This is a genomic window from Streptomyces sp. NPDC058796 (assembly GCF_042745235.1).
GTDB lineage: Bacteria > Actinomycetota > Actinomycetes > Streptomycetales > Streptomycetaceae > Streptomyces.
Window position 1 is genome coordinate 1 of record NZ_JBHYOP010000010.1, and the last position, 25,889, is coordinate 25,889.

Below are 25,889 nucleotides of genomic sequence, written 5' to 3' on the forward strand. Positions count from 1 at the left end.
CGGACCAGGGACATGTTCATCTCGATCAGCGTGTTGCGCGCGTACTGGAACTCGGGCGTGCCCTCTTCCAGCACCGTCAGCTGCTCGAAGAACAGCTTCGACAACTCCCGCGCGTCCTTGGGCGCCACCTTGGACGGGTCCGCGACCTCCGGCATGCCCGTGGTGGTGTGCGCGGTGGTCTGTGCGGTCGTCGTCGCCATGATGTGCCCTCCCAGTCGATCGGCCCCCGTCACCGTCGGCTCACCGGCCGACGACTGACCGCCTACCCCGGGCCATGGCTCTCATGCCTTCCCGGGTGCGGACCGGACCGAGGCGGCATCAGAAACTCCCCGAAAGCAGACATCTCGCGGAAGCGGGTGAGGGACGGCAGAGACCGACAGGGAAAGTTCAGAGACGGACATAGAAGCGGATCGCGGTGCCCTCGTCCCCCGTGTGCGTCCGGACCAGGTCGGCCACGTGGTGCACGAGCAGCAGCCCACGCCCGCCGATCTGCCCCGGTCGCGGGGGGCGGCGCCCGGCGAGCGGATCGGTCAGCCGGCCGGTGTCGCGGACCTCGCACACCACGTGCCCCGCCTCGGCCCACACCGCCAGCGTTCCCCGGCCGCCGCCGTGGACCACACTGTTGGTGGTCAGCTCCGCCACCGCCAGTTCCACGTCCGGCAGCCGCCGCTCGGACAGGCCGAGCGACCTGGCCCGGTCCACGGCGAAGCGGCGCGCCTCGGGCAGTTCCCCGGTACCGAAACCCAGAGCGGCGGCGCCCGGCCCGGGTCCGAGCGGCTCGTTGTACCGGGCGACCACCGCGCGCCAGTCGTAGGCCCCGCTGGCCCGCTCGCCTCCCCGGTCGATGACCGTCGGGTGGGTGACCAGGGCGTCGGCCAGGACGTCCGCGTCCAGCCGGGTCGCGTCGTACGGACACAGGATGGTCGCCGCACGGCCCGAGAACGCCTCGTTGATCAACGCCTCGTGCTCTGCGCACGCCGGGTACTCCGCGGCGCTCCGCCCGGCCCAGACCGGCTCGCCGATGATCCGTACCCGTCCCCGGTCGTGGCCGTCGGCGAACGCCCGCAGCACACCGGGGATGATCCGCCCCGGATTGCGCCCGGCCACGCGCATGTCGAGGAAGGTGACGTCCCGCGCGTCCGCGCCCAGGCCGTTCTTGATCAGCTCGAGATTGGGGGCCGGAACCGCCACCGCCACCGGCTCACCGGCGGCCAGCCCCTCCCGTACGAACGACACCGTCCGGTCGGTGTACTCGCCCTCGGAGCGGTAGAACAGGGCCGGGTGCGAGAAGGTCTCCTCGGTGTCCACGGTGCTCATCGCGGTGCCACCTCGATACGCCGCAGCGACGGCCAGAACAGCTCCAGCACCCGGGGCAGCTGCGGCGGCGGCTGCTCCACGACGACCCGCCCGCCGGGCAGGTTCATGGCCGTGACGGCGAGCGCCGCCACGCCGGCCACGTCGACGAAGCACACGCCGGACAGTTCCACGTAGGAGACGTCCGCGTGCCGCCGGGACAGTTCGGTGAGAGCGTTCTCCCAGGACCGGCGGGTGGTCACGCCGATCTCTCCGCTGGCACGGATGCCGGGACGGCCGGGCAACGGACCCACCTCCAGCACGGCCCCGTCCCGGTACCGGGACGGTCCGCCCGTGGGGCCTGTGGCATCCACACTCGGTCTCCTTCGGAAATCCGCCGGGTGTCCCGTCCCAACCCGGGCGCCCTCTCCGGCCAGGCAGCCTATCGCGGGCTGGGCGCCGTACGCCGGAGAGGCGACAAAACATGCGACGGGCGAGCGAAGCGGGGAACAAGACAGTGAGCGCGTCCTCGGAAGGGAAGACAGACCATGTTCGAAGCCGACAACATCCGTGACTGGCGGGGCCAGGACGTCGTGGACAGCGGCGGCCGCAAGATCGGCACCCTCGAGTCCATCTACTTCGACACCGCCACCGACCGGCCCGCGTTCGCGGCGGTCACCATCGGACTGCCGACCCGTCGGCGGCTGGTGTTCGTCCCGGTCGACAAGGCCACGGTCGGCCCGAGCTACCTGAAGGTCACCTACGACAAGGGCTTGGTCAAGGAAGCGCCCGGCATCGACCCGGACGGCGAGCTCGCGGCCGAGGAGGAGGGCGCGGTCTTCGCCCACTACGACCTGCCGTACGAGCAGGGCAGCCGGGGCGAGCGGCGGCTCGGCCGGCGCTGAACCGTCCGGCGCATTTTCCCGAGGGGAGACGGCCATGAGCCTGTTCCTGCTGCTGTTGCTGGTGGCGCTGGTCCTCGGGGTGATCGGACTGGCCGCCGAAGGGCTGTTCTACCTGTTCGTCGTCGGCGTCGGGGTGCTGGTCGCCGACCTGATCCTCGTCGGGGTGCTCATCGGGCGCCGGGGACGCCCCGGACGCTGAGCACCTGCCCGGCGAACACGGCGCGCACACGGGGGCCGACCGCGCGTACCGCCCGGCGGCCGGCCCCGGTGCCGTTGCGTCGTGAGGCTAGCCGAGTTCCGCCCCACGCTCCGCCGCCTCCGTCTCGGAGGTCGCGGTGCCCGTGGCCAGGGTGCCGCCGGCGTTCTCCAGATGGGCCCGCACGAACCACTGGAACTGCTCCAGGTCCCTGAGCTGGCCGATCAGGAGGTCCTCCGTGGCGGGGTCGATCTTCCCGGCCTCCTCGACCGCCGCGCGCATCCCCTCGACCACGCCGGTGTAGACGACGTCGAGTGCGCCGAGGTGGGCGATGGCGTCGGCCCGCCCGATGGAGTAGTCGTCCCACTTCCGTTCGGAGACCAGGGCTCCGGGCGTGCCCTGCGCCACCCCGCCGAGCGCGGCGATGCGCTCCGCGACGTCGTCGGCCATCTCCCGCACCTGGTCGACCTGGGGATCGATCATCTCGTGCACCGCGATGAAGTGCGGTCCCACGACGTTCCAGTGCACGTGCTTGAGGGTCAGGTGCAGATCGTTGAGGGCGTGCAGACGCATGCGCAGCACGCCGATCAGCTGCCCGGCGGCCTCGCGCTCGATGCCGGGGACCGTGTACTTCGGGGTCAGGTCGTGCGTCATGGCGGACTTCAGCTCCTCATGCGGTTCGTATGTCGTTCCACGTGCACGGATGCCCCGCATCGGCGGCGGCAGACATGCACGGCCGGTGTGTCCGAGGAGCACGGGTCTCCCGCCGGGGGCGAGCCAATCGTCAGGGCTCCTCCCCGCACGGTCAGGACGGCGGGGCGGGCAGCGGCATCGCGCCGAGCGCTCGGGCCGCGTGGACGAGGTTCGACGCCATGGCCCGGCCCGTGGAGGCCGACCAGTCGTGGCCGCGGTCGTCGTCCAGGTAGTCGGGGCCGGGGCCGGGGCCGAGGTGCCAGTAGGTCCACGCCTGGCCGGGGATGGTGTAGCCGATGTCCGTGAGCGCCCCGCTGATCTCGCTGATCACGTGGTGGGCACCGTCCTCGTTCCCGGTGACCAGGACGCCGGCGACGCGGTTGTAGGCGACGGGGCGCTCCTCGGCGTCGGTCTCGGAGAGCATGGCGTCCATGCGTTCGAGGACCCGCTGGGCGACCGAGGACGGGCGGCCGAGCCAGGTCGGTGACGCGATGACCAGGATCTGCGACGAGAGCAGCTTCTCGTGCACACCGGGCCAGTCGTCGCCCTCACCCATGTCGGTCTGTACGCCGGGTTTGAGGTCGAGGTCGACGGCTCGTACGACGTCCACCTCGACGCCGTGGCCCTTGAGAGCCGCGATGACCGTGCCGGCGAGGGCCTCGGTGTTCGAGGGCTGGGGGGAGGGCTTGAGGGTGCAGTTGATGACGAGTGCGCGCATGCCTGTCCCTGTTCCCCGCGAGGCGGCTCGTGACCGTCCCGGCGGGAAGGCGTTCACCCGCCCGGCCGCACGGCGGTCGCGGGCGGGTGTCCGGCGGACCGGTCAGGGCGCCGCGATGCCGTCCAGCCTGCCCCGCTTCGCGTCCTCGACCAGTGACGAGAACTGGTCGGCGCTCATCTGCACGCGCTGGCCGAAGTCGTCGGTCAGGACGATCCGTTGCTCCGCGGGGGCGGCCGGATCGACGAACAGCTGCGGGCAGCCGCAGTCGCAGTTGCCGCAGAACGTCGCGACGGGCTCCAGCCCGTGAGGTTCGGTCATACTCCTGCGCCTTCCGTGGGGAACGAGCGACCGCACCGGCGGCCGCGGGGCTGCCGGGGAGATACCCGGCGCGGCGGCAGCGGACGCGCGGCCCGCGTCCGGTGCGGAGGCACGGCGGACGGCCACCGTGCGCCGGTGCACCCCGCTCCGCCTCCGCCGCTTCGACGACACGGGGACGGCCGGGAACCGGACGGGGCCGCCGTCCGACCGTACGTGCGTGAGGTGCGGCGTGTGAGAGGCCGGGTGCCCAGGGGTATGGCGTGCCTCACACGCGTCGGATTGAGTGGGGAGCCGGACCGGAACCCGTACTCACCGGTGATCACGGAAGCCCGGATGCGAGGATGGGGCCGCGATGAGAGCAGGGTGGTGCTGTCGCACGGTACGGGCCGCGGTGTTCGCGGCCGTCTGTGTGCTGCTCGCCGCCCTGGGCCACCTCCTGATGTCCGGCGCGGCCGTGCCCTGGTGGACCGTGGCGGCGGGCGCGTCGGTGACGGGGGCGGCCGCCTGGTGGCTCGCCGGCCGGGAGCGCGGCTCCGTCGCAGTCGTCCTGCTCGCGGTGGCCGCGCAGACCGTCCTGCACGCCGCCTTCTCGCTCGCCCAGGCGACGGCGCACCCCGGTTCCGCCGGTGACGCGTCCCTCGTACGCCGGTGGCTGGACATCCTGCTGTGCCGGATGCCGTCGCATCCGGGCGCGGAACCGGGCGCCATGCCGATGCCGATGGGCGCCGCGGACCACGGCGTGCACGCCGTGCACGCCACGCACGGCGTGCACGCCGTCGGGCACGGCATGGGCGGCATGTCCCCCTCGGGGATGCTCGCCGCCCACCTGGTGGCCGCGCTGCTGTGCGGGCTGTGGCTCGCCCACGGCGAGCGCGCCGCCTTCCGCATCGTGCGGTCCCTCGCCGCCCGGCTCGTCGCCCCGCTGCGCCTGCCGCTGCGGCCGGCCGCGCCGCCGCACCGGCCCCGGGTCCGTCCCGGCCGGGCGACCTCCGACCGGGCGCCGCGCCGCCTCACCCTCGCCCATGCGATCACCTCCCGGGGTCCGCCCGCCCGGAGCGCTGTCGCCTGACGGCAGCAGGCTCCCCGAGGCCGCCGGCGAACCCGCCGAGCCGTCGAACCGACGGCGTCGCGCCCCGGGCACCGGCCGCGCTTCCGCGCCCGGCCGCAACCCCGTCACCGGTTTCTCCGTGCCGCCTGCACGTCCCGCGCGGGCGAGCCCGCCCGGAGACCGGATTCCTGATCCCGACAAGGACGGACACAGGTGATCACTCCTGCCCTGCCCCCTGCCCGCCGGCAGCCGGACACGGACGCCGAGGAGGCGTCCATCACGGCGTGGGCGCTCGCCGCGGGCACCGGCGACCCCGACGCGGTCGACCACTTCGTACGCGCTCTGCACCGGGACGTCCGCCGCTACGTGACGTTCCTCGGTGCCGACCCCCAGAGCGCCGACGACCTCACCCAGGACACGTTCCTGCGGGCCCTCGGCAGCCTGCACCGCTTCGAGGGGCGGTCCTCGGCCCGTACCTGGCTGCTCTCCATCGCCCGCCGCGCGGTGGTCGACAACATCCGCTACAACGCCGCCCGGCCACGGCCGGCGGCGACGGACGACTGGGAGTCGGCCGCCGAACGCACCCAGCCGCGCGGTCTGCCGGGCTTCGAGGACGGCATCGCCCTCGCCGACCTGCTGGCCACCCTCCCCGACGAGCGGCGCGAGGCCTTCGTCCTCACCCAGATGCTCGGGCTGCCCTACGCGGAGGCGGCCGACGTCAGCGCCTGTCCGATAGGGACGGTGCGGTCACGGGTAGCCCGAGCCCGCAGCTCCCTGATCGAGTGGCTGAACGACGCGGAGCGTCCCTTGCCGGTGACCACCGCCGCGTGACGCGCGAGCCGCGTGACGCACGACGGTGAAGGGCGGTCCGGAGACCGGCAGCCAACAGGGGGCCGACCCTGCCGGACCGCCCCCATGACCCGACGCTCCCGGGCAGCCATGGTGGCCCCATGGCCCGCTTCCAGCACACCGTCACGCTCGTCCCCGTGCCCCGCCACCTGCTGGAGTCGTGCCTCGGCATGCTCCACGACCTCGCCGAAGGCACGGAGGCCGACGGCGCGACGCTGCGGCTGCCCGACGGACGCCCGCTGCCCGACCTGGTCCTGACCGAGGGACGCCACCTGCGGCCCGGCGCCCGCTACCGGGCCACCGGCGGGGCGGACGGACGCCCGGAGACCGAACCGGCCGTCACCGTGCTCGCCTGGGACCGCCGCCGTGAGACGGCACTCGAGATCGTCACGCAGGACGACGATCCGGCCCACCCCGCCCGGCTGGCCTGCGTACTGGGCGTCCGGAGCGCCGACCGGCCGCGCGAGGCGTGGCTGGAGGCGACGGTGCGGACCGGCGGGGGGAAGGGGGCGAAGCACCTCGGCGGCACCGGACGCCTGCGCCTGGATCTCGGCAGATGGTGGTCGTCGGCGGCCGGACGCGGCCGACGGTCCTCCGCCGCGCCGGTGAGCGGGACCGTGACGCACGCGGTCGCCCGCGCCACCGTGACGGCCGTGCCGCGACCGGCTCCGGACGGACGCTGGCGGGTGACCGTGAAGGCGCGGGTCAGGGGCCGTTCCCTCGTGCGTCCCCTGCTCCCCGTCGCCATGGCCGTGGCCGGACGCCGCGCGCACCGGGCCTTCGCCGAGGCGCTGGACGGTGCCGCGGCACAGTGGAACGCACAGGTGCCCGGCCTGGTCCGGAAGGAAGTGGGGCAGCTGCGCGCGGAGTTGACCGGGCACCTGTGCGTCCCCTCGCGTGGATAGAGTGCCCGGATGAACTCCGTATCCGTACGTGGCGCCACGATCGAGTACGACGACTTCGGCCCTTCGTCGGGGCTCCCGCTCCTGCTGATCCACGGCCATCCGTTCGACCGCACCCTGTGGGCGCCCCAGGTGGCACCCCTGACGGCGGCCGGGTACCGGGTGGTCACCCCGGACCTGCGCGGCTACGGCCGCAGCAGTGTGACCGCCGGCAAGGTGCTGCTCGCCGACTTCGCCGACGACCTCGCCGCCCTCCTGGACCACTTGGGCATCGAACGCGCGGTGGTCGGCGGCGTCTCCATGGGCGGACAGATCACCATGGAGTTCCAGTCGCGCCACCCGGAGAGGGTACGGGCACTGGTCCTGTCCGACACCTCGGCACCCGCGGAGACCGCTGAGGGCAAGGCGTTCCGGAACCGGCTGGCCGACCGGCTCCTCGCGGAGGGCATGGACGGCTACGCGCACGAGGTCATCGACAAGATGCTCGCCGCCTACAACGTCACCGCCATGCCGGACGCGGCCGCCCGCGTCCTGAAGATGATGTGCGCCACCGACCCGCGGGGCGCCGCCGCCGCGCTGCGCGGCCGGGCCGAACGCCCCGACTACCGGGACGTCCTGGCCTCGGTCCGGGCACCGGTCCTGATCCTGGTCGGCGCGGACGACGTCTACACCCCCGTGGCGGAGGCCGAGGCCGTCCGGCGGCTCGTCCCGCACGCCGCCCTGGCCGTGATCGAGGGGGCCGGCCACCTCCCCGGCGTCGAGCAACCCGAGCGCTTCAACGCCGCGCTGCTGCGCTTCCTCGCCGAGAGCCTGTGACCGCCGGCCCGCGTTCCGGCGTAGTGCTCCGGCGCGTGAACAGCGCACATCGTGGGTGAGTGAGCCCTGTACGCGCCCCCGTGGCCGAACGGACAATGCGCAGTGGCCGTGATCACGCGGCGGGAGGCGAGACGTCGTCGTACCGCCGCCCGCCGGGAAAGCAGGTCGATCGCCATGCTGTTGCGTCTGCCCACGTCCGTGTCCGAAGCGCAGGAGTGCATGGCGGAGGGAGCGGTGCCCATCGGCGGGGCCACCCTCGTGTGGGCCGCCTGGCAACGGGACGGCTTCCCGGCACTGGCCATGTCGCTGCGCGACCTGCCGGAGGCGAACGTGCTCGAACCCGAGGCACTCGGGAGCGCCGTGGTCCTGCACCGCATCGACGACCGCGTGCCCGAGGTGCTGCGCCGGGCGGCGGGCACGGTGGGCACCGGAGCCGTACGCCGCACGGCCACGGTCGGCGGGAACATAGTCGGCAGCAGCCTGCGCTGCCTGCTGCCCGCCGCCCTCGTCCTGGACGCCCGTCCGACCGTCCTGGGACCGGACCGCGCCTACGAGACCGACCTGGCCGAGGTCCTGGCCAAGCGTCACCTGCTGCTCGGTCTGCGCTGGCGCGCACCGGTGGCCAGCGGCTACCGCAAGCAGCCCGCCGAGGCCGGCGGCCCGCCGCCCCTGGTCGTCGCCACCGCCGTGCACACCGACGACGAGGGACGCCGTCACCTTCGGGTGGCCGTCCGCGACGGCTACGAGGTGCTCAGCGAGAGCGCGCCGTGCGACGACGGGAGCGCCGAGCAGGTGCTCGGCGCCCTGGAACGCACGGACGTCGGCGCCCTGCCCTCCGGCGCCCGGGAGGTCGTGCGTGAACAGGTCGCCGGCATCCTGGAGTCCCTCTCCGGCCACTGACGGGCCGTCCGCCGGCCTCGGTGGGCCGGCGGACGTACTGCGGCGTCAGCCGTTGGCCAGCGCCTTGACGCGGTCGAGCGCTCCGTTGAACCTGTCGTGGTCCCCGACGGTCGGCCCGGTCGAGGTGTACTGCCACATCGTGTGGAAGTCCCAGCCGGCCGGGAGCTCGCCCACGCTCGACGCGTACCGGGCGACCCACAGCGGGTTGGTGTCGCCGAAGCCGCTGTAGTTGCCGGTGCACTGCTTCCACCAGTTGGTGGAGGTGTAGATGGCCGCGTGGCGGCCGGTGCGTTCCTTGTAGCGGTCCAGGAAGTCGCCGATCCAGTCGACCATCTGGCTCGCCGTCCTGCCGTAGCAGGTGGCGCCGTACGGGTTGTACTCGATGTCGAGCACACCCGGCAGGGTCCGGCCGTCCTTGGTCCAGCCGCCGCCGTGGTCGACGAAGTAGTCGGCCTGCGCGGCACCGCCCGCGCCGTCCGGGATCGCGAAGTGGTACGCGCCGCGGATCATGCCGGTGTCGTACGAACCGCCGTACTGCTGCGAGTAGTAGGGGTTCCGGTAGGACGTGCCCTCGGTGGCCTTCACGTAGGCCCACTTCACCCCGCTGTTCCAGAGGGTGGACCAGGCCACGTTGCCCTGATGGCTGGAGACGTCGACGCCCTCGGTCTGGACGGCCCGCGTACCCGCGGGCACACCCTGGACGCCCTCGTGGGCCAGGACGCCCATGCCCATGTGGGCGGTGCCGCGGGCGGGCGTCACACCCGCCCCGTCGGCCGACGCGGGGACCGCGGACAGGGTCAGCAGGAGTGACTGGGAGGCGAGGAGGACGCCCGACGCGAGCAGGCGGCGTGAGTGGCGGGACGCCACGGCTATGGGTTTGCGCATGGCACCCATCCGATCCGCTGTCCCGCCCGGCCGCATCCCACAGTCACCCAGACGGTGTTGGAAGGCCCTAATCCTCCGGCCCGCCGCGCCGCGGCCCCCGCACCCCGCGCACCAGGACGACCAGCGCCCCCACCGCCACGACCAGGGCGAGCACACCCAGCAGCGCACGGTCGGAGACGGTCTCGCCGATCCCGCTCATCCGCTGCTCCCAGGCGAACTCGGTGTCCACACCCAGCAGCGACGGCAGCGCTGAAGTGCCGTCGAACAGCAGGAAGACCGCGCCGAGGACGATGAACATCACCCCGCCCGCCAATGACGTGGAGTGCGTCCGCAGCGGTCCCAGCCGCACCGGCCGTCCGCGCAGCCAGTTCCGCCGCCCGAGGTCGAGCCGGTCCCACAGCGCCGCCAGCACGAACATCGGCACGGCCATGCCCAGGGCGTACACCGCGAGCAGCGCCCCACCGCGCCACGGGTCACCCCCCATGGCGGCAACCGTCAGGACGCTGCCGAGGATGGGCCCGGCGCAGAAGCCGGCCAGCCCGTACACCGCGCCCAGCGCCGCCACGGACAGTGCCGAACCCGACCGGGGTGCCCCGGCCGCCTGCTGCATCCGGCGTGAACCGAAGCCGAGGCCCAGCACCTGTGCCACCCCGAGGGCGACGACCAGCCAGCCGCCCACCGTGACCAGCAGGTCCCGGTGCCCGTAGAAGAGGCGCCCGGCCAGCGACCCCGCCACGCCGAGCGGCACCATGGTCAGACACAGTCCCGCGTAGAACAGCGCGGTCCGCCCCAGCAGCCGGGTGCGGCTGGTGAACGAGTAGGCGAAGAACGCCGGCAGCAGCAGGGCCGAGCAGGGGCTGAGCAGCGCCAGCAGCCCGCCGAGGAAGGCCACCGCGAAGCCCGGGTCACTCATCGGTCCCTCCCTGTGCGCGCGCTTTTCCGGCGGCGGCCTCGGCCGTCTTGATCGCCTCGGCGAACACGTCCGTGGGCTGGGCGCCCAGGATCGGCCGTCCGTTGACGAGGAAGGCGGGGGTGCTGCTGACGCCGAGCGCGTAGCCCTCCTCGATGTCCCGGTTCACGGCCTCGTCCGCCGCGGCGGAGGCCATGTCCGCGCGGAAGCGGCCGAGGTCCTCAACGCCCGCCTCCTCGGCCATGGTGATCAGTTCCTTCTCCGCGAAGTCGCCCTTGTTGCGCTCGCGCGGCTGCCCGTAGGCGGTGTCGTGGAACTCCCAGAAACGGCCCTGCCGCCCCGCCGCCCACGAGGCCCGGGCCGCCTGCTCCGACTCCGCGCCGAAGATCGGGAAGTGGCGCCATTCGATCCGCAGGACGCCCTCGTCGACGTAGTCGCGCAGCAGTTCGGGCTTGGTCTCGCGGGCGAACCGGCCGCAGTAGGGGCACTGGAAGTCCGAGTACTCGATCAGTACGACCGGTGCGTCCGGCTTCCCCAGGGCGTACGGGTCGTCGGCGTCCCGGCGGGCCAGCGCGAGCAGCGCGGGATCGGCGGGCGGGGCGGTTGAGGCGGGGCCGGAGGACGACGCGGTGGCCGGACGGCCGGCGGACGTGCCGCCACCGCCCAGGGAGAGGGCGGCGACGGTGACGGCGGCCACGAGGACCAGGGCGGCCAGGACCACCCGCAGCCGGCGGCGCGGCGCCGGACGGGACTTGCCGGGCAGGCGTGATGCAGCGTTCATGGGTCGACTCCACGGAAGGAGGAAGGAGGGAAGAAGCGGGAAGGGCCGTGGCCGGCGCTCAGACGCGGGTCCGCACCGGGCAGGCCTCGGCCGTCGACAGCCTGCGCAGCGCCGCCTCGGCGAGCAGCGCCAGGGAGGCGACGGCGACGACCGGCTGGAGCGGGGCCCAGTAGGCCAGCGCGCCGGAGCTGCCGAGGAGCAGCAGGACCACCTTGTTGCAGACGGGACAGCCCACGGCGAGGACGGAGAGCACACCGCCGAGGGGGCCCAGCCTGCTGCCGGGACCGTCGGGCCGCGGCGCGGCCAAGGCTCCGGGCGGGCGCACGAAGGTGGCCAGCACCAGGCCCGCGAGCACGGCGGTGGCCGCGAGCACCGGATGGTTCCACCACTGGACGGGGACCGTCCGGGAGAAGAAGGGCGAGGGGACGACCGCGGTGGGGACACCCACGACGACAGCGGTCAGGACGGCACCGGTCCCGGCGGCGGCCCACTGAGCGGGCCGCCAGGACACGAGGGCCGCTCCCGCCCGGCGCGGCGACCGGGAGGAGGGCATGGGATTGCTCCGTTCGAGAGGATGCGGCGGACGCGGCACGGACGGGCCGGTCTAGATCCTCAGAACGGTGGTCGAGGCAGCACTGGCACAACTCGCGGGCGGCGCGGGCCCGGCGGTCGCACGGACGGCCGGCGACGGGGCCGTCCCGCGCTGGGCGGCCGAGTCCGCGGTGCCGGGGGCCGGCGTCTCCGGAACGCGGAGGTCCCCGCGCGTCGACGACTGCTCGGCCAGGCCCTTCTTCTCGCAGGGACGCGGCGCCGCGGGCGACACCTCGTCCCCCGGGGCACGGTCGACGGCGAGTGCGGCGACGGCGGCCGAAGAGCCGGCCACGGCGAACTCCTCGGCGGCGGCCGGTGAACGGCCCGCGCCCGCCGCGCACAGCACGGCGACGACCACGGTGACCATCGCCAGCGCGCAACGAAGCAGCGACACCGCTCGGGTGTGCCTGCCGCGCTGGGACATGGGGACGGCTCCTACCGCAGGACTGCTCGGGGACGACTCGGGGAGATGTGCGGAAGCCACCCTACATACCCGCCACCGGGTGGAGGGCGGCGCCCCGGAACGCCTGTATCACATCGCTGCGTTCGATCGGCGAGATGCCGGGGAAGTTCGCTCCTCGGTGGGGTCCGCGGTCGGTCCGGCTTACGCGTACCGGGCGCTGACTAGCATGAGCCGCAGGCCCGCCGACGCCTGTCGACCCGGCCTTTTTCCCCGCTCTCAAGGACCCGAGGGACCGCGGAATGCCAGTGTCTGCACCCCCCACCCCGCCCCGGGCGCAGAAAGCCCGCCGCACCACTCCCGCCGTTCCCCTGGTGGTGCTGCCGGCGGCCGCCGCGGCCGCCGGCGCCGCCTGGGCGGCGGCCCCCGACACCGCCCGGAGCTGGACCGCGACCCTCGCCGTCTCGTCCTGGCTGTGCGTCGCCGTGGCCGTCGTACTCGGCTCCCACCTGGTCGGGCGGGCGCGCCGGACCGCGGCCGACCGGAGGGCGGAGATCACCGCCCTCAAGGCCCGCCTCGCCCACGAGAGCGCGGGTTTCGCACACCTGGTCAACGTGGCCCTGCCGGGCATCGCCCAGCAGGTCCGCGACGGTGCGAGCGCCGAGGAGGCAGTGGCGAACACCGCTCCCGTCTCCGGCGCGCACCTGCGCCAGGTCGCGCAGAGTTTCGCCGCGCTGACCGAGGACGCGGCCCGGCAGTCCGCGGACGCCGACTCCCGCCACCGGCAGGCACTCCAGGAGACGCGCCGGCTCACCGAGGAGCTGGAGCACCTCACGAGCAGCACCCTGCCCGCCGCGGTGGAGAAGCTGCGCGACGGAACCTCGGCGGACGTCGTCCTCGCCGAACTGGAGTGGCCGCGCGGCCGGCAGGCACGCGCCTGCGCCGAACTCTTCGTCCGGGAACTGGCCCACAGTGAACGGCGCACCGCCGCGGCGCAGGCGGCCGCCGCCAAGTCCCTGAGCCGCGTCCAGGCCAAGGCCGTCGGCATGCTCGCCGACCTGCGGGACATGCAGGACCGCCACGGCGAGGAAGTCCTCGGCGACCTGCTCCGCCTGGACCACAGCACCTCGCAGCTCGGCCTCGTCACCGACCGTCTGGCCCTCCTGATGGGCGGACGCTCCAGCCGGGCCTGGAACAAGCCCATCGTGATGGAGAGCATCCTGCGCGGCGCCGTCGGGCGGATCGCCGCCTACCGCAGGGTCCGCATGCACTGCTCCACCAGCGCCGCGATCTCCGGGTACGCGGCGGAGGGCGTGATGCACCTCCTCGCCGAACTGATGGACAACGCCGCCAACTTCTCGCCGCCCATCGACGAGGTCCACGTCTACGTGGAGGAACGTACCGCCGGAATCGTCATCACCATCGAGGACAGCGGACTGAAGATGGCCGACGCGGCCATGCGCCACGCCGAACAGGCGGTGTCGGGACGCATGAACGACCTGGCCCAGCTCCAGGGCACGCGGCTCGGCCTCGCCGTGGTCGGACGGCTGGCCGCCAAGTACCGGATCGGCGTCAGCTACCGGCCCTCCTCACGCGGCGGCACGGGGGTCGTCGTCCTGGTCCCGCCGCAACTGCTCGCCCAGCAGCGGGACCCCGGCCCCTCCGCGACCTTCGGGCGCACGGCCACCGGCGCCCTGGCCGTCCCCGGCCCCGCTCCGGCCGCCGAGGCCCCGGTGGACAGGCGGCGCGTCCCCGACGTCCGCCCCGACCTCACCGAACAGCCGACGACGCCGCCCCGCTCCGCGCCCGCCACCGCAGGAGGGCTGCCGGTGCGCTCCCCGGGCCGCACGATGGCCGCGGCCGAACGCGAACGCCGGGAGCAGCACCGCCGGACGCCGGACCGGCCGGTGTCGGCGCCCCGGGACGCCGGCTCCAGCTTCGGCGCCTTCCACCGCGGCCGCCGCGGCGGGGCGGCCGGGACCGAGCCGCCCGCTCCCGGGTAGCCACGCCGCACTCGCCCCCGCCGCACCCCACGGCGCGCATCGGCGCCCCTCGCCCTTCGAGCTCGTGAGATTGGAGGAACGGGCCGGTGACCGCAGAACCAGGAACCACCGTCCCCCCACCCACCATGCAGACCACCGACAACAGCCTCACCTGGCTCCTGCAGAACCTCCTCGACCGCACCCCCGGCACCCGGCACGCCCTCGTCCTGTCCCGCGACGGCCTCAAACTGTGCTGGACCGAACACCTCACCCTCGACCGGGCCGACCAGCTCGCCGCGATCTGCTCCGGCATCCAGGCCCTCGCCCAGGGCGCCTCCGTCGAGTTCGGCGACGGAACCGGCGGCGTGAGGCACTCCATGACCGAGTTCCACGGTGGACTGCTCTTCATCGTGGAGGCCGGCGAGGGCGCGCACCTGGCCGTCGTCGCGGTGGAGGACGCCGATCCGGGCGTGGTCGGCCACCAGATGACCGAGATGGTCGAGCAGATCGGTGAGCACCTGCGGGCCGAGCCGCGCCACGCCGTCCCCGGGAGCAGTACGCCGTGACGCGCAGGCCCGTGGACACCGGCGAACCCGACCGGCTCTACACGGTCACCGGTGGACGCAGCCGTGCCGACGACTCGTTCGACCTCGTCACACTGGTGGTCAGCGAATGCGAACCGGCGGCCGGCATGCAGTCGGAACACGCGCGCATCCTCGACCTGTGCCGGTACCCGACGGCAGTGGTCGAGCTCGCCGCCGAGCTGAACCTGCCCGTCACGGTGGTCCGCATCCTGCTCGGCGACCTGCTCGCCACCGGCCGGATCACCGCACGCCACCCACGCCTGGGGCAGTCCGCCGCGTCGCACCCCGATACCGCCCTTCTCCAGGAGGTGCTCCATGGGCTCCGCAACCTCTGACCCACCCTCACCGACCGCCACGGCCTCGGGCCGCACGCCCCTGACCCACGCCGCGGAGACCGGCCTGAAGATCGTCGTCGTGGGCGGCTTCGGCGTCGGCAAGACCACACTCGTCCGCTCGGTCAGCGAGATCCGCCCCCTCAACACCGAGGAGGTGATGACCCAGGCCGGCGTAGGCGTCGACGAGACCGGCCAGGTCACGGGCAAGACCACCACGACCGTGGCCTTCGACTTCGGCCGGATCAGCCTCAACGACCGTATGGTCCTGTACCTGTTCGGAGCTCCCGGCCAGGAGCGCTTCTGGTTCCTCTGGGACCGGCTGTTCTCCGGCACCCTCGGCGCGGTCGTCCTCGTCGACACCCGCCGGATGGACGACTCCTGGTACGCGATAGACCGGCTGGAACACCACCGCACCCCGTTCGTGGTCGCCGTCAACCGCTTCGACGACGACCGCGCCCGGCACTCCCTGGACGAGATCCGACAGGCACTCGCCCTGCCCGAGGACGTACCGCTGATCGACTGCGACGCACGGGTGCGGACCTCGGGCAAGCACGTACTGGTCACCCTCGTGGACCACCTCTACCGACTGGCCCTGGCCCAGGAGAGCGCACCGTGACCGACATCGACCCCGCTCCCGACCGCACCGCACCGCCCGCGTGCCCCGCGCACGACAAGGCCGTGGCGCTCGCCGGACTGGAGTACCAGCAGACACCGTCGGAGCTCTACCGCGGCCTCCGGGCCGAGCACGGCGCCGTCGCCCCGGTACTCCTGGACGGCGGCGTCCCCGCCTGGCTGGTCCTCGGCTACACCGAGGTCAGCTATGTCACCAGCCACGACGAGCTGTTCGCCCGGGACTCGCGCCGCTGGAACCAGTGGGGCGCCATCCCGCCCGACTGGCCGCTGCTGCCCTACGTCGGCCACCAGCCGTCCGTGCTGTTCACCGAGGGCGAGGAGCACCGGCGGCGGGCCGGCGTGATCTCGCAGGCCCTCGCGGGCATCGACCAGTTCGAACTGGCCCGTGACTGCCGCCAGCTCGCCGACGGGCTCATCGCCGCGTTCGCGGGCAGCGGCCGGGCCGAGCTGATGCGGGACTACGCCCACGCCCTGCCGATGCGCGCCGCCGTGCGGATGTGCGGGATGCCGCACAGCGGCGACGACACCCGGCAGCTCGTCGAGGACCTGCGCGTCTCCCTGGACGCGGCGGAGGGCGACGACCCGGTCGCGGCCTACGCGCGGGTGGGCGAGCGCATCCACCGGCTGGTGCGCCAGAAGCGGGAGCGGCCCGGCCCCGACGTCACCTCCCGCATGCTGACCCATCCGGCGGGGCTGACCGACGAGGAGATCGTCCAGGACCTGATCTCCGTCATCGCCGCCGCCCAGCAGCCCACCGCCAACTGGATCGGCAACACCCTCCGGCTGCTGCTCACCGACGAACGCTTCGCCCTGAACGTCTCGGGCGGCCGGCTCAGCGTCGGCGAGGCGCTGAACGAGGTGCTGTGGCTGGACACGCCGACGCAGAACTTCATCGGCCGCTGGGCCGTGAACGACACCCAGCTCGGCGGCCGGCAGATCCGGGCCGGCGACTGCCTGGTACTGGGCCTGGCCGCGGCCAACACCGACCCGCAGCTGTGGCCCGAGGCGCACGTCGGCGCCGAGAACTCCGCGCACCTGTCCTTCAGCAACGGCGAACACCGGTGCCCGTACCCGGCACCGCTGCTCGCCGACGTCATGGCCCGCACGGCGGTCGAGACGCTGCTGGAACGCCTCCCCGACCTGGTGCTCGCGGTGGACCCCGACGAGCTGACCTGGCGGCCCTCCATCTGGATGCGCGGACTGACGGCCCTGCCGGTCCTCTTCACGCCCGTGGTGCCGTGACGGGCGAGGGCGGCGCCCCGGTCAGGCCGTGCCGGGCGTGAACCGGACCGGCAGCGACTGCGGCCCCCGGGTGAAGACGCCCTGCTCCACCACGTCGAAGCCGTCGGCAGGCCGCAGGCCGGGCATGGCGTCCAGCAACTGGCCGACGCCGGTCTCGACCTCGGCCTTCGCCAGCAGCGCCCCGACGCAGAAGTGCCGCCCGAGCGCGAAGGCGAGATGGTCGGCGGCGGCCGAGAACGCGGTGGTCGTGGTGAGGTCGTCGCGGAGGATGTCGAAACGGTCCGGGTCGCGGTAGCGGTTCCCGTCCCGGTTGGCCGCGCCGATCAGACAGGTGACGGTGGCGCCCGCCGGTATGGTGCCGCCGCTCAGCTCCACCTCGGCCGCCGTCTGCCGCATGATCATGTGGACGGGCGGCGTGTAGCGCAGCGTCTCGGCGAAGGCGCGGGGTATCAGGCTCCGGTCCTCGCGCACGGCCGCCAACTGCTCCGGGTGCGCCAGCAGGTTGGCGAAGATGCTCGCTATGGCCTTGTCGGTGGTCTCGCCGCCCGCGGCGAGCAGCAGACTGCAGAACGCCTTGATGTCCTCGTCGCTCATCCGCACCCCGTCCACCTCGGCGGCGCACAGGGCGGACAGCAGGTCGTCGCCCGGGTTCTCCCGGCGCTCCCGGATGATCGGGAACATGTACTCGGCGAACTCCACCCGGGTGCGGGCGCCCGCCGCCGCCACCTCGGGGTCGCCGGAGAGGTTGCCGAGGAAGGCGATGACCGACGTGTACCAGCCGTGGAAGCGGTCGTGGTCGGCCTTGTCCAGGCCCAGCATGTCCGCGATGACGTTGACGGGGAACCGGGTCGCGTAGTCGGCGACCAGGTCGGCGCGCCCGGTGTGCCGGAAGGCGTCGATGAGTTCACGGGAGTTGCGCTCGATGACCGGCAGGAACTTCTCCCGCAGCTCCGCCCCGCGGAAGGCCGGGGCGACCAGCGCACGCCGTACCGCGTGCTCGCGGCCGCTCAGCTGGAGGATCGTCCTGCCGTGGACGGGCTCGATCTGCCAGTCGTAGTTCTCGGTGGTGAACTGTCCGGCGCGGTCCTTGAAGACGCGTTCCACGTCCTCGTAGCGCGAGACGATCCAGCTGTTGGTGGCCTCGTGCCGGATGAGCGGCGCGCTCTCGCGCATCACCCGGTAGGCGGGGTAGGGGTTCGCCGCGAACTCGGGGGAGAGGATGTCGGGGACCTGCTGCGCGGTGGACATGGGGCTCCTCGGTCGACAACGGCCTGACCGCACCAGGCTATTGACGACCGGGTGGGCCCGACAGACCGCGCGGGCGGCTCGTACGCCCGGCGGTCGTGCCGTGTCCCGTCCCCGGCGGCCGCGTCAGTCGGACGGAGTGAGGAAGTCCCGCGTCCGCAGGGGCCGGTCGACGATCCGGGTGTCGCCGAGCCAGCCGTAGAAGCCCTGCCCGAACGCGCCGTCGAACTGGGTGGCACCGAGGACGAAGGGCCTGCCCAGGGTCGCGATGCCGGTCGAGGGGGCCGTCGGGTTCCGGGCGATCTTCGAGCCGTCCACGTACACGACGGTGCGGCGGCCGTCGTTCACGACGGCGACGTGCATCCAGCGTCCCACCGGTACGGCGTGGCTCCACGAGGTGGGGTCCGCGTCCTGGCGGTGCGGGTAGACGACGAACTGCAGGAACCGCTCCGGGGACAGGTTGAGACTGCACGTGGGCTCCAGCGGGGACCAGCCGGTGGTCTTGCCCGCCTCCCCGTTGCGCCCCTCCCAGCTGAGGATGCCCATCCAGCTGTGATCGCCCTGGAAGGGCTCGGGGAGCCGCACGAAGGTCTCGATGGTGTACCCGCGCAGGAACTTCTCGCTGTTGAGCGGGGCCCGCGCGCCGGTGCGCAGGACGGCGCCGCGGTCCGGGTCCTTGCCGCCGTCGAAGCGCAGGCAGGCGTGGGCGGGCTGCCCGGGATGGTGATCCGCGGACCAGGTGAGCGCCTCGGGACCGCTGGAGTGCAGACGGCCGACGGTGAGGTCGTTGCCGTTGCCGGACAGGTCGCGGACGACGGAGCCGTCGGTGACCGGGCCGCCGTCCGGGACGGCTTTCATGCCGGAGGCGTCGAACCTCCAGTAGGCGATCGTGCCGCGCGGCATCACCGCGGAGGCGGGCCGCGGCTCGGGCTGCACGACGGGGGAGAAGCCCCGGAAGCGCTCGTCGAAGTCGATGCTCAGGCTGAACCGGTCGGCGAGGCCCGTCAGTTCGACCGTCTCGGCCTCGAGCGGCGACCGCCGGGCGGGATCGCGGGCCAGGAACCACGGCGCGAACGTCTCCACGTCGATCACTTTGCGCACGACGTCGAACCCGTAGGTGCGGATCATGCCGGCGCCGCCGTAGTAGCGGTCCTGGTAGTTGGTGATGTGGACGTGGACATCGTTGTCGGAGTCGTTGCGCAGGACGGTCCGGCCGGGCGGCCAGTAGTGTCCGCCGAGCGCCAGGAAGATCTGGTCGTTGCTGCGGATCAGACCGTCCCACAACCGCTGCCCGTTGCCGGAGAGCCGGGCGCCGCCCTCCTCGTCCGCGAAGGCGAGGTCGTGCGTGGTGAGTACGGCGGGCAGTGCCGGATGGGCGTCGAGCACGCCCTGCGCCCAGCCCATGCCCTTGTCGGAGATCCGCCAGTCCAGGGCGAGGACCAGCCAGTCGCGGCCCGCGGCACGCACCACGTGGCAGCTGTTGTAGCCGTCGGGCGAGGCGCCCTTGAAGGTGGGCATCGAGGCGTAGCGCCGGGGCCCGAACTCCCGCAGGTAGGCGGAGTCGCCGCGCTGGTCGTCCGTCGACGAGGCGATGTCGTGGTTGCCCGCCAGCACGCTGTAGGGCACCTTGCCGTGCAGCGCGCGGAAGGTCCCGGCGGCGCGGCGGATCTCGTCCTCGGTGCCGTGCTCGGTGACGTCGCCCAGGTGGGTCATGAAGGCGATGTTGGCCCCGGACCGGTCGGCCGCCAGGTAGCGGAACGTCTCCCGCAGGGGAGCGGGGTCGGTGCTGTCCGCGTCGAACAGGTACTGCGTGTCCGGCAGGACGGCCAGCGTGAAGCGCGGGCTGTCGGTGTCGAAGTGCCGCCGCCCCGCCGACTCGCCGGCCTGCGCGGGTACCGCGGCCGCGGCACCGGTCGCCGCCGCGGCGACGCCGCCGGCCACGGCCGCTCTCAGTACCGTTCGTCTGCCCGGGCGCTCATGCTGTTCCGCCGTGCTCATCTGCCCTCCAGGAGCGGGAAGTCCACCGTGCGCGGCTCACGGTGCTCACGGGCGTTGACCGCCCGTCGACGGTGAGCTGAACGCAGCGTGGTGGGCGGCGGGCGACTGGTGGGGCTCACGGGGACGGACAGGCCGGGCGTGCTGTCCACGAGAGCGGATCGCCTGGGTCCTCGCGCCTACGCCCGCGCGTCGAACGCTGCCGTCACCCGCAGCAGCTCGGACACGTCCGAGCCCGCGGCCAGCTCCCGGGGCTCGGTATCCCGCCGGAACAACCGTGCGTCCCGCTCGCCCCCGAGCACCGCCCTCTCGCCGTCGACCCGCAGCCAGGAACCCTCCCGCAGCCCGAGCACGGGCACGTCGTTCTCCTCCAGGAACTCCGTCAGCCGCTCCTCGCGGGTCTCACCCTTGTGCGTCGAGGAGGGGTCCGGGTCGAGGTAGTGCGGGTTGATCTGGAAGGGCACCAACCCCAGCGCCTCGAAGGACGGGGGCTCGACGATGGGCATGTCGTTGGTGGTGCGCAGCGAGGGCGCCGCCATGTTCGTACCGGCGCTGGCTCCCATGTAGGGCAGCCCGTCACCCACCGCCTTGATCAGCGCCTCCCGCAGCCCCGTGCGGTACAGGGCGCTCAGCAGCCGGAAGGAGTTGCCGCCGCCGACGAAGACCGCGTCCGCCTCACCGAGTCGCGCCGGCGGGTCGCCGCCCTCGTGCACGCCCCGCACGTCGATGCCCGCGCCGGCGAGCGCGCCGCGCACCTTGGCGGTGTACGCGTCGTGGTCCGCGAGGGCGTACGGCACGAACGCCAGCCGCGCGCCGCCGGGCAGGAAGCCGGTCACGGTGCCGAGGGCGTGTTCCAGGTAGCCGCGGCCGTACTGGGTGGAGTTGGACAGGAGCAGCAGATTCACGGGGTGTCCTCGTCGACGGGGGATCAGTGATGCGTTGACGGTTCAGGCGGTACGGGTGGAGCGCGGGCGGCGCTGGTGCTGCGGAGGGTGCGTCAGGCGCCGCTCCAGCAGCCGGGCGGCGCGGCGCAGCACCTCCAGGCGGTCCTCCGGGCCCTCGGGGAAGCGTTCCTTGGCGGCACCGAGGCTGAGGCTGCCGTAGGGCTCGGAGCCGAGGAACACCGGCACGGCGACCGTGCCGATGCCGGCGTCGTACTCGCCGACGGTCCAGGCGTAGCCCTGGGCGCGGACCCGGCGGAACTCCTGCTCCAGCTGGTCCGGGTCGGTGACCGTGCGCTCGGTGAAGCGTGCCATGGGGCGGCCGCGGAACAGCCGGTGGCGCTGGTCGTCGGGCAGGAAGGCGTAGTACGACTTGCTGGTGGCGCCCGCGTGCGCCGGGTACAGCTCGCCGACCAGCGGGTAGTAGCGCAGCGGGCCCTCCTCACCCTCGACGGCCGCCACGCAGCGCATGTGGAAGCTGTCGGGCAGGCAGAACAGGACGGTGTCGCCGGTCGCCGCGCGCAGGTCCTGGAGGACCGGTTCGGCGAGCAGTTCCAGGGAGCCCGAGCGCTCCCAGAGACGGCCCAGGCGCAGGGCGGCCGGGCCGATGCGGTAGCGGCGCGTCGCCGGGTCGGAGACCAGGAAGCCGCGGCCCGCGAGCGTGGACAGCAGCCGCTGGGCGACCGAGGTGTCCCAGCCGAACTCACCGGCGATCTCCGTCACGCCCCAGTCGGGACGGCTGCGCTCGAAGGCCAGCAGCACCAGGAGGGCGCGGTCGACGGTCTGCAGCGCTCCGGCCGGCGTCTTGCGGTCCGAGGGCTGGGCGGGCCGGTCGGCCATGGCGGCTCTCCTCGCTGGGCTGGTCACTGTGCGGTCGTCGTCCCGCCCATCTCACCATGCAGACCTGAATTGCAGATAGCGGGAAACAGTTGCGGAGAACGTTAATCGATCCGGAACCTGCTGTCAGCACCGCCCCAGGTGCGGATCAGGAGAACTGCCCATGTTGAAGTACGTCCTGGACCTCGTGGACCTGCTGGACGATCCCGACGTCGACGGCAAGCGCGTCGCCGCCCACCTCGACTCCGTGGCCGGACCCGAGGGCTCCGGCGCCGAAGTCACCACCGTCACCGGCGAGCGCGGCTCGACGGACTTCGTGCTCGTCCGCATCCCGGGCCGGAGCGGCCGTACCGTCGGCGGCCCGGCGCGCACCCTCGGCGTGGTCGGGCGCCTCGGCGGCATCGGGGCCCGCCCGGAGGCGACCGGCCTGGTCTCCGACGCCGACGGCGCGGTCGCCGCGCTCGCCACCGCCGCCAAACTGCTGGACATGCGCCGGCGCGGGGACGTGCTCGACGGCGACGTGATCGTCGCCACCCACATCTGCCCCGACGCCCCGACCGCACCGCACGACCCGGTGCCGTTCATGGACTCGCCCGTCGACATCGCGACCATGAACCGGCACGAGGTCACCGGCGAGATGGAGGCCGTGCTCTCCGTCGACACCACCAAGGGCAACCGGATCATCAACCACAAGGGCCTCGCCCTGTCGCCCACCGTAAAGGAGGGCTGGGTGCTCAAGGTGAGCGAGCAGCTGGGGGAGCTGCTGGCCGTGGTGACCGGTGAGCCGTTGGTCACGTACCCGGTGACCACCCAGGACATCACCCCGTACGGTAACGGTGTACACCACATCAATTCGATCCTGCAGCCGGCCACGGCGACGGCCGCCCCGGTCGTCGGCCTCGCCGTCACCTCCGCGGCGGCGGTGCCCGGCTGCCAGACGGGTGCCAGCCACGAGACGGACATCGCGGCGGCCGCCCGGTTCGCCGTCGAGACCGCCAAGGCCTATGGCGGCGGACGCCTCGACTTCCACGACGACCAGGAGTTCGACGCGCTCGTGTCCCGCTACGGCTCCCTGACCCACCTGCAGACCTTCGGCCGCGAACCCGGGGAGTCGTGATCATGGCCGCGAACGACGGCACCGCCTCCGAGGCGGGCGGCACCAAGGCCGTGGGCAGCGACGACTACGCCCTGTCCCGGGTCCCGCGCGACAAGCGGCTCGGCTTCTGGACGATGCTGCTCCAGTGGCTCGCGCAGTCGGGCTCCATCTCGCAGTTCACCCTCGGCGCCACCATCGGCGTCGGCATGTCCTTCGGTGACGCGTTCCTCGCGTTCACGCTGGGCGCGGTGATCCTCGAGGTCGTCATCTTCGCGATCGGCCTGGCCGGCATGCGCGAGGGTCTGGCGACCCCGCTGCTCACCCGCTGGGCCGGCTTCGGCCGCAACGGCTCGGCGCTGGTCAGCCTGGTCATCTCGGTCAGCCTCGTGGGCTGGTTCGGCGTCCAGAACACGATCTTCGGCGACAGCGTGTCCGCGCTCGTCGGCGGTCCCTCCTGGCTGTGGTGCATCGCCGCCGGCCTCGGCATCACCGTCCTGGTGATCTTCGGCTTCCGGTACATGGCCGTCTTCGCGAAGATCGTCACGCCGCTGTTCTTCGCGATGGTCGCCTGGTCGGTCACCGACGCGCTGAGCGACCACTCGCTGACCGAGCTGATCGACTCCCCGGCCCCTGGCGAGACCATCCCCCTCGCGGTCGCCGCGACCGCCATCGCGGGCGGCTTCATGACCGGCGCGATCGTCTCCCCGGAGATGACCCGTTACAACCGCAAGGGCAGTCACGTCTTCCTGCAGAGCGCATCCTCGATGATCCTGTCCGAGTACATCGTCGGCATGACCGGCGTGCTCCTCGGCCACATGGTCGGCAGCGGCCAGGTCTCCCAGATCGTGCTGTCCACCTCCGGCGTCTTCGGCGTGCTCGTCGTCCTGATGTCCACCGCGAAGATCAACGACTGGAACCTGTACGGCTCCTCGCTCGGCGTCGTCAACTTCTTCCAGGTCGTCTTCGGCAAGCGCGTGCACCGGGGGGCGGTCACCGTCGTCCTCGGCATCGCGGGCACCCTGCTGTCCGCCGTCGGCATCATGACCCACTTCACCGACTTCCTGTCCGTGCTGGGCGTCGCCATTCCGCCGGTGGGCGGCATCATCGTGGCCGAGTACTGGGTGGTCCGCCGCATGCGCGCACCCCTGGACGCCACCCGCGAGTCCGAGACCCTGCCGGCCAGCTCGCCGACCTGGGTGCCGATGTCCCTGGTCATCTGGGCCGTCGCCTTCTGCGTCGGCAAGTTCTACGACGGCGGCATTCCCGCCCTGAACTCCCTGCTCACCGCCTTCGTCCTCTACAGCGTCCTCGGCCTCGCCGGCTGGATCAGGACGTACGGCACCACCACCGTCGACGACGGAACCGCCGACCGCACCCCGGCCGCGCCCGGCACGGCCCCCGTAGGAGCACCATGAGCACCACCCCCGCCCCGGCCTCCGCCTCCGAGGAGGCGCAGCGCGAGGCCGTCGAGCTGTGCGCGGAGCTGATCCGCTTCGACACCTCCAACCCCACCAGCGACGAGCGCGCCTGCGCCGACTGGGTCGTGGCCCGGCTCGCTGAGGCGGGCATCGGCTCCGAGCTGGTGGAGAGCGCCCCGGGCCGCGCCAACGTCGTCGCCCGCATCCCCGGGGCCGACCGCGCCCGGGGCGCCCTGCTGGTCCACGGCCACCTGGACGTCGTACCGGCGGACGCGGCCGAGTGGCAGGTGCCGCCGTTCTCGGGAGAGATCCGCGACGGCTACCTGTGGGGCCGCGGCGCCATCGACATGAAGGACACGGTGGCCGTCATGCTGGCCACCGCCCGTCACTTCGCCCGCACCGGTACCCGGCCCGCCCGCGACATCGTCCTCGCCTTCCTCGCCGACGAGGAGGCCGGCGGCAGGTTCGGCGCCCACTGGCTGGTCGAGCACCGGCCCGAGCTGTTCGCCGGCGTCACCGAGGCGATCGGCGAGGGCGGCGGCTTCAGCTACGCCCTGGACGACACCCGGCGCCTCTACCCCATCGAGAACGCCCAGCGCGGCATGGCCTGGATGGAACTGACGGCATCGGGCCGCGCCGGTCACGGCTCGTCCCCGAACGACGAGAACGCCGTCACCGACCTCGCCGAGTCCCTCACCCGCATCGGCCGTCACACCTTCCCCGTCCGCCTGATCGCGCCGGTGCGCGCCCTGCTCACCGAGGCCGCCCGCCTCCAGGGCGTCGACCTCGACCTGGACGCGGAGGACCTGGACGCCGAACTGGCCAAGCTGGGCCACGTGGCCGACTTCATGCAGGTCGTGCTGCGCAACTCGGCCAACCCCACCATGTTCACGGCCGGCTACCAGACCAACGTCATCCCGGGCCGGGCCACCGCCCGCGTCGACGGCCGCTTCCTGCCCGGCCACGAACAGGAGCTGGTCGACACCATCGACGCCCTGCTCCTGCCCTCGGTCTCCCGGGAGTGGGTCAACCACGACATCGCCATGGAGACCACCTTCGACGGCCCGCTCGTCGACGCCATGTGCGCGGCGGTGCGCGCCGAGGACCCCGACGGTCACCCCGTGCCGTACTGCAACCCGGGCGGCACCGACGCGAAGGCCTTCACCAAGCTGGACATCCGCTGCTTCGGCTTCAAGGGCCTCAAGCTGCCGCACGACCTGGACTACGGCCGCCTCTTCCACGGCGTCGACGAACGCGTGCCGCTGGAGGGGCTGCGCTTCGGCGTGCGGGTGATGACCCGGCTGTGGCAGAGCTGCTGACCGGGGCGGTCCGGGGGAATGCGCGGCCGGGCGCCGGTGTTGAGAGCCCTGACTGAC

29 protein-coding genes and 1 pseudogene are annotated in these 25,889 nt (G+C 73.0%); 15 read left to right on the forward strand and 15 right to left on the reverse strand.

Translation table 11 applies throughout. The annotated features are described in order from the left end of the window. The 3 genes and pseudogenes from ACFW47_RS24400 to ACFW47_RS24410 all read right to left on the reverse strand — a co-directional run. Positions 1 to 200, reverse strand: a pseudogene (locus tag ACFW47_RS24400) (RNA polymerase sigma factor SigF); the annotation flags it as partial. A gap of 187 nt (positions 201 to 387) precedes the next feature. Next, positions 388 to 1,317, reverse strand: a complete 930-nt coding sequence (locus ACFW47_RS24405; protein WP_386307093.1) for an anti-sigma factor RsbA family regulatory protein — start codon at positions 1,315 to 1,317, stop codon at positions 388 to 390. After that, complete coding sequence (locus ACFW47_RS24410; protein ID WP_386284440.1) at positions 1,314 to 1,667, reverse strand: STAS domain-containing protein; 354 nt, start codon at positions 1,665 to 1,667, stop codon at positions 1,314 to 1,316. The genes ACFW47_RS24405 and ACFW47_RS24410 overlap by 4 nt, the downstream gene beginning before the upstream one ends. A 174-nt stretch (positions 1,668 to 1,841) precedes the next feature. On the opposite strand from ACFW47_RS24410, the gene ACFW47_RS24415 reads away from it, so the two are divergent. Beyond that, a complete protein-coding gene (locus tag ACFW47_RS24415) occupies positions 1,842 to 2,198 on the forward strand; it encodes a PRC-barrel domain-containing protein (protein WP_386307095.1) in 357 nt (118 codons plus the stop codon). A gap of 34 nt (positions 2,199 to 2,232) precedes the next feature. Beyond that, positions 2,233 to 2,397: a hypothetical protein gene (locus tag ACFW47_RS24420; RefSeq protein WP_386284435.1), complete on the forward strand. Its 165-nt coding sequence runs from the start codon at positions 2,233 to 2,235 to the stop codon at positions 2,395 to 2,397. Positions 2,398 to 2,484: 87 nt separating this feature from the next. Here ACFW47_RS24420 and ACFW47_RS24425 read toward each other — a convergent pair whose 3' ends face one another. The 3 genes from ACFW47_RS24425 to ACFW47_RS24435 form a co-directional block, all read right to left on the reverse strand. Next, positions 2,485 to 3,048 (reverse strand): Dps family protein, encoded by a 564-nt coding sequence (locus tag ACFW47_RS24425; RefSeq protein ID WP_386284433.1) that lies wholly within the window; start codon positions 3,046 to 3,048, stop codon positions 2,485 to 2,487. Between the two features lie 151 nt (positions 3,049 to 3,199). After that, the gene (locus ACFW47_RS24430; protein WP_386284431.1) at positions 3,200 to 3,805 is read right to left on the reverse strand and encodes a flavodoxin family protein; all 606 of its coding nucleotides are present in this window, start codon (positions 3,803 to 3,805) and stop codon (positions 3,200 to 3,202) included. 102 nt (positions 3,806 to 3,907) lie between these two features. After that, a complete protein-coding gene (locus tag ACFW47_RS24435) occupies positions 3,908 to 4,123 on the reverse strand; it encodes a hypothetical protein (protein ID WP_383286832.1) in 216 nt (71 codons plus the stop codon). Between the two features lie 352 nt (positions 4,124 to 4,475). Between ACFW47_RS24435 and ACFW47_RS24440 the strand changes: the two genes are divergently transcribed. The 5 genes from ACFW47_RS24440 (at position 4,476) to ACFW47_RS24460 (ending at position 8,638) form a co-directional block, all read left to right on the forward strand. Then, a complete protein-coding gene (locus ACFW47_RS24440) occupies positions 4,476 to 5,192 on the forward strand; it encodes a hypothetical protein (protein ID WP_386307097.1) in 717 nt (238 codons plus the stop codon). A 192-nt stretch (positions 5,193 to 5,384) separates the two neighbouring features. Continuing rightward, entirely contained in the window at positions 5,385 to 6,002 is a 618-nt protein-coding gene (locus ACFW47_RS24445) for a sigma-70 family RNA polymerase sigma factor (RefSeq protein WP_386307099.1), read from the forward strand. A gap of 119 nt (positions 6,003 to 6,121) precedes the next feature. Further along, complete coding sequence (locus tag ACFW47_RS24450) at positions 6,122 to 6,925, forward strand: hypothetical protein (protein WP_386284424.1); 804 nt, start codon at positions 6,122 to 6,124, stop codon at positions 6,923 to 6,925. Positions 6,926 to 6,934: 9 nt separating this feature from the next. Further along, the gene (locus ACFW47_RS24455) at positions 6,935 to 7,738 is read left to right on the forward strand and encodes an alpha/beta fold hydrolase (protein ID WP_386284422.1); all 804 of its coding nucleotides are present in this window, start codon (positions 6,935 to 6,937) and stop codon (positions 7,736 to 7,738) included. A gap of 174 nt (positions 7,739 to 7,912) precedes the next feature. Further along, positions 7,913 to 8,638 (forward strand): FAD binding domain-containing protein, encoded by a 726-nt coding sequence (locus ACFW47_RS24460; RefSeq protein ID WP_386284420.1) that lies wholly within the window; start codon positions 7,913 to 7,915, stop codon positions 8,636 to 8,638. Between the two features lie 45 nt (positions 8,639 to 8,683). Here ACFW47_RS24460 and ACFW47_RS24465 read toward each other — a convergent pair whose 3' ends face one another. The 5 genes from ACFW47_RS24465 to ACFW47_RS24485 form a co-directional block, all read right to left on the reverse strand. Continuing rightward, complete coding sequence (locus ACFW47_RS24465) at positions 8,684 to 9,523, reverse strand: lysozyme (RefSeq protein ID WP_386284418.1); 840 nt, start codon at positions 9,521 to 9,523, stop codon at positions 8,684 to 8,686. Between the two features lie 67 nt (positions 9,524 to 9,590). Beyond that, entirely contained in the window at positions 9,591 to 10,436 is an 846-nt protein-coding gene (locus ACFW47_RS24470; RefSeq protein WP_386284415.1) for a cytochrome c biogenesis CcdA family protein, read from the reverse strand. Beyond that, positions 10,429 to 11,214 (reverse strand): DsbA family protein, encoded by a 786-nt coding sequence (locus tag ACFW47_RS24475; RefSeq protein ID WP_386307100.1) that lies wholly within the window; start codon positions 11,212 to 11,214, stop codon positions 10,429 to 10,431. The genes ACFW47_RS24470 and ACFW47_RS24475 overlap by 8 nt, the downstream gene beginning before the upstream one ends. Before the next feature lie 58 nt (positions 11,215 to 11,272). Further along, positions 11,273 to 11,767 (reverse strand): hypothetical protein, encoded by a 495-nt coding sequence (locus ACFW47_RS24480; RefSeq protein ID WP_386307101.1) that lies wholly within the window; start codon positions 11,765 to 11,767, stop codon positions 11,273 to 11,275. A gap of 51 nt (positions 11,768 to 11,818) precedes the next feature. Then, positions 11,819 to 12,229: a hypothetical protein gene (locus ACFW47_RS24485; protein WP_386284409.1), complete on the reverse strand. Its 411-nt coding sequence runs from the start codon at positions 12,227 to 12,229 to the stop codon at positions 11,819 to 11,821. A gap of 278 nt (positions 12,230 to 12,507) precedes the next feature. Here ACFW47_RS24485 and ACFW47_RS24490 point away from each other — a divergent pair, with 278 nt between their 5' ends. The 5 genes from ACFW47_RS24490 (at position 12,508) to ACFW47_RS24510 (ending at position 16,981) form a co-directional block, all read left to right on the forward strand. Further along, entirely contained in the window at positions 12,508 to 14,208 is a 1,701-nt protein-coding gene (locus ACFW47_RS24490) for an ATP-binding protein (protein WP_386284407.1), read from the forward strand. Between the two features lie 125 nt (positions 14,209 to 14,333). After that, entirely contained in the window at positions 14,334 to 14,753 is a 420-nt protein-coding gene (locus ACFW47_RS24495) for a roadblock/LC7 domain-containing protein (RefSeq protein ID WP_217251431.1), read from the forward strand. After that, positions 14,750 to 15,106 (forward strand): DUF742 domain-containing protein, encoded by a 357-nt coding sequence (locus ACFW47_RS24500; RefSeq protein WP_386284405.1) that lies wholly within the window; start codon positions 14,750 to 14,752, stop codon positions 15,104 to 15,106. Before ACFW47_RS24495 ends, ACFW47_RS24500 begins: the two co-directional genes overlap by 4 nt. Then, a complete protein-coding gene (locus ACFW47_RS24505; protein WP_386284403.1) occupies positions 15,087 to 15,722 on the forward strand; it encodes an ATP/GTP-binding protein in 636 nt (211 codons plus the stop codon). The genes ACFW47_RS24500 and ACFW47_RS24505 overlap by 20 nt, the downstream gene beginning before the upstream one ends. Continuing rightward, the gene (locus tag ACFW47_RS24510; RefSeq protein WP_386284401.1) at positions 15,719 to 16,981 is read left to right on the forward strand and encodes a cytochrome P450; all 1,263 of its coding nucleotides are present in this window, start codon (positions 15,719 to 15,721) and stop codon (positions 16,979 to 16,981) included. The genes ACFW47_RS24505 and ACFW47_RS24510 overlap by 4 nt, the downstream gene beginning before the upstream one ends. Positions 16,982 to 17,002: 21 nt before the next feature. On the opposite strand, the gene ACFW47_RS24515 is transcribed toward ACFW47_RS24510, so the two are convergent. From ACFW47_RS24515 to ACFW47_RS24530, 4 genes are all read right to left on the reverse strand, one after another. Further along, complete coding sequence (locus ACFW47_RS24515) at positions 17,003 to 18,229, reverse strand: cytochrome P450 (RefSeq protein WP_386284399.1); 1,227 nt, start codon at positions 18,227 to 18,229, stop codon at positions 17,003 to 17,005. 123 nt (positions 18,230 to 18,352) lie between these two features. Then, the gene (locus ACFW47_RS24520) at positions 18,353 to 20,224 is read right to left on the reverse strand and encodes a LamG-like jellyroll fold domain-containing protein (RefSeq protein WP_386307102.1); all 1,872 of its coding nucleotides are present in this window, start codon (positions 20,222 to 20,224) and stop codon (positions 18,353 to 18,355) included. 176 nt (positions 20,225 to 20,400) lie between these two features. Further along, the gene (gene pepE, locus ACFW47_RS24525) at positions 20,401 to 21,126 is read right to left on the reverse strand and encodes a dipeptidase PepE (protein WP_386284393.1); all 726 of its coding nucleotides are present in this window, start codon (positions 21,124 to 21,126) and stop codon (positions 20,401 to 20,403) included. A gap of 42 nt (positions 21,127 to 21,168) precedes the next feature. Beyond that, entirely contained in the window at positions 21,169 to 22,002 is an 834-nt protein-coding gene (locus ACFW47_RS24530) for an IclR family transcriptional regulator (protein WP_386284391.1), read from the reverse strand. A 160-nt stretch (positions 22,003 to 22,162) separates the two neighbouring features. On the opposite strand from ACFW47_RS24530, the gene ACFW47_RS24535 reads away from it, so the two are divergent. The 3 genes from ACFW47_RS24535 to ACFW47_RS24545 are packed head-to-tail and all read left to right on the forward strand — an operon-like array spanning position 22,163 to position 25,832. After that, a complete protein-coding gene (locus ACFW47_RS24535) occupies positions 22,163 to 23,116 on the forward strand; it encodes a DUF1177 domain-containing protein (protein ID WP_386284388.1) in 954 nt (317 codons plus the stop codon). A 2-nt stretch (positions 23,117 to 23,118) separates the two neighbouring features. Next, a complete protein-coding gene (locus tag ACFW47_RS24540; protein ID WP_386307103.1) occupies positions 23,119 to 24,510 on the forward strand; it encodes a cytosine permease in 1,392 nt (463 codons plus the stop codon). Beyond that, positions 24,507 to 25,832, forward strand: coding sequence for a M20/M25/M40 family metallo-hydrolase (locus ACFW47_RS24545; protein WP_386307104.1), 1,326 nt, complete (start codon positions 24,507 to 24,509; stop codon positions 25,830 to 25,832). Before ACFW47_RS24540 ends, ACFW47_RS24545 begins: the two co-directional genes overlap by 4 nt. Positions 25,833 to 25,889 lie beyond the last annotated feature (57 nt).

What these genes read in the sequence shown, in the direction of transcription:
- ACFW47_RS24405 (WP_386307093.1), bottom strand. Translation starts at nt 1,317, where the DNA reads ATGAGCACCGTGGACACCGAGGAGACCTTCTCGCACCCGGCCCTGTTC.
- ACFW47_RS24415 (WP_386307095.1), top strand. Translation starts at nt 1,842, where the DNA reads ATGTTCGAAGCCGACAACATCCGTGACTGGCGGGGCCAGGACGTCGTG.
- ACFW47_RS24420 (WP_386284435.1), top strand. Translation starts at nt 2,233, where the DNA reads ATGAGCCTGTTCCTGCTGCTGTTGCTGGTGGCGCTGGTCCTCGGGGTG.
- ACFW47_RS24425 (WP_386284433.1), bottom strand. Translation starts at nt 3,048, where the DNA reads ATGACGCACGACCTGACCCCGAAGTACACGGTCCCCGGCATCGAGCGC.
- ACFW47_RS24430 (WP_386284431.1), bottom strand. Translation starts at nt 3,805, where the DNA reads ATGCGCGCACTCGTCATCAACTGCACCCTCAAGCCCTCCCCCCAGCCC.
- ACFW47_RS24435 (WP_383286832.1), bottom strand. Translation starts at nt 4,123, where the DNA reads ATGACCGAACCTCACGGGCTGGAGCCCGTCGCGACGTTCTGCGGCAAC.
- ACFW47_RS24440 (WP_386307097.1), top strand. Translation starts at nt 4,476, where the DNA reads ATGAGAGCAGGGTGGTGCTGTCGCACGGTACGGGCCGCGGTGTTCGCG.
- ACFW47_RS24450 (WP_386284424.1), top strand. Translation starts at nt 6,122, where the DNA reads ATGGCCCGCTTCCAGCACACCGTCACGCTCGTCCCCGTGCCCCGCCAC.
- ACFW47_RS24455 (WP_386284422.1), top strand. Translation starts at nt 6,935, where the DNA reads ATGAACTCCGTATCCGTACGTGGCGCCACGATCGAGTACGACGACTTC.
- ACFW47_RS24460 (WP_386284420.1), top strand. Translation starts at nt 7,913, where the DNA reads ATGCTGTTGCGTCTGCCCACGTCCGTGTCCGAAGCGCAGGAGTGCATG.
- ACFW47_RS24465 (WP_386284418.1), bottom strand. Translation starts at nt 9,523, where the DNA reads ATGCGCAAACCCATAGCCGTGGCGTCCCGCCACTCACGCCGCCTGCTC.
- ACFW47_RS24470 (WP_386284415.1), bottom strand. Translation starts at nt 10,436, where the DNA reads ATGAGTGACCCGGGCTTCGCGGTGGCCTTCCTCGGCGGGCTGCTGGCG.
- ACFW47_RS24475 (WP_386307100.1), bottom strand. Translation starts at nt 11,214, where the DNA reads ATGAACGCTGCATCACGCCTGCCCGGCAAGTCCCGTCCGGCGCCGCGC.
- ACFW47_RS24480 (WP_386307101.1), bottom strand. Translation starts at nt 11,767, where the DNA reads ATGCCCTCCTCCCGGTCGCCGCGCCGGGCGGGAGCGGCCCTCGTGTCC.
- ACFW47_RS24485 (WP_386284409.1), bottom strand. Translation starts at nt 12,229, where the DNA reads ATGTCCCAGCGCGGCAGGCACACCCGAGCGGTGTCGCTGCTTCGTTGC.
- ACFW47_RS24490 (WP_386284407.1), top strand. Translation starts at nt 12,508, where the DNA reads ATGCCAGTGTCTGCACCCCCCACCCCGCCCCGGGCGCAGAAAGCCCGC.
- ACFW47_RS24495 (WP_217251431.1), top strand. Translation starts at nt 14,334, where the DNA reads ATGCAGACCACCGACAACAGCCTCACCTGGCTCCTGCAGAACCTCCTC.
- ACFW47_RS24505 (WP_386284403.1), top strand. Translation starts at nt 15,087, where the DNA reads ATGGGCTCCGCAACCTCTGACCCACCCTCACCGACCGCCACGGCCTCG.
- ACFW47_RS24515 (WP_386284399.1), bottom strand. Translation starts at nt 18,229, where the DNA reads ATGTCCACCGCGCAGCAGGTCCCCGACATCCTCTCCCCCGAGTTCGCG.
- ACFW47_RS24520 (WP_386307102.1), bottom strand. Translation starts at nt 20,224, where the DNA reads ATGAGCACGGCGGAACAGCATGAGCGCCCGGGCAGACGAACGGTACTG.
- ACFW47_RS24530 (WP_386284391.1), bottom strand. Translation starts at nt 22,002, where the DNA reads ATGGCCGACCGGCCCGCCCAGCCCTCGGACCGCAAGACGCCGGCCGGA.
- ACFW47_RS24535 (WP_386284388.1), top strand. Translation starts at nt 22,163, where the DNA reads ATGTTGAAGTACGTCCTGGACCTCGTGGACCTGCTGGACGATCCCGAC.
- ACFW47_RS24540 (WP_386307103.1), top strand. Translation starts at nt 23,119, where the DNA reads ATGGCCGCGAACGACGGCACCGCCTCCGAGGCGGGCGGCACCAAGGCC.
- ACFW47_RS24545 (WP_386307104.1), top strand. Translation starts at nt 24,507, where the DNA reads ATGAGCACCACCCCCGCCCCGGCCTCCGCCTCCGAGGAGGCGCAGCGC.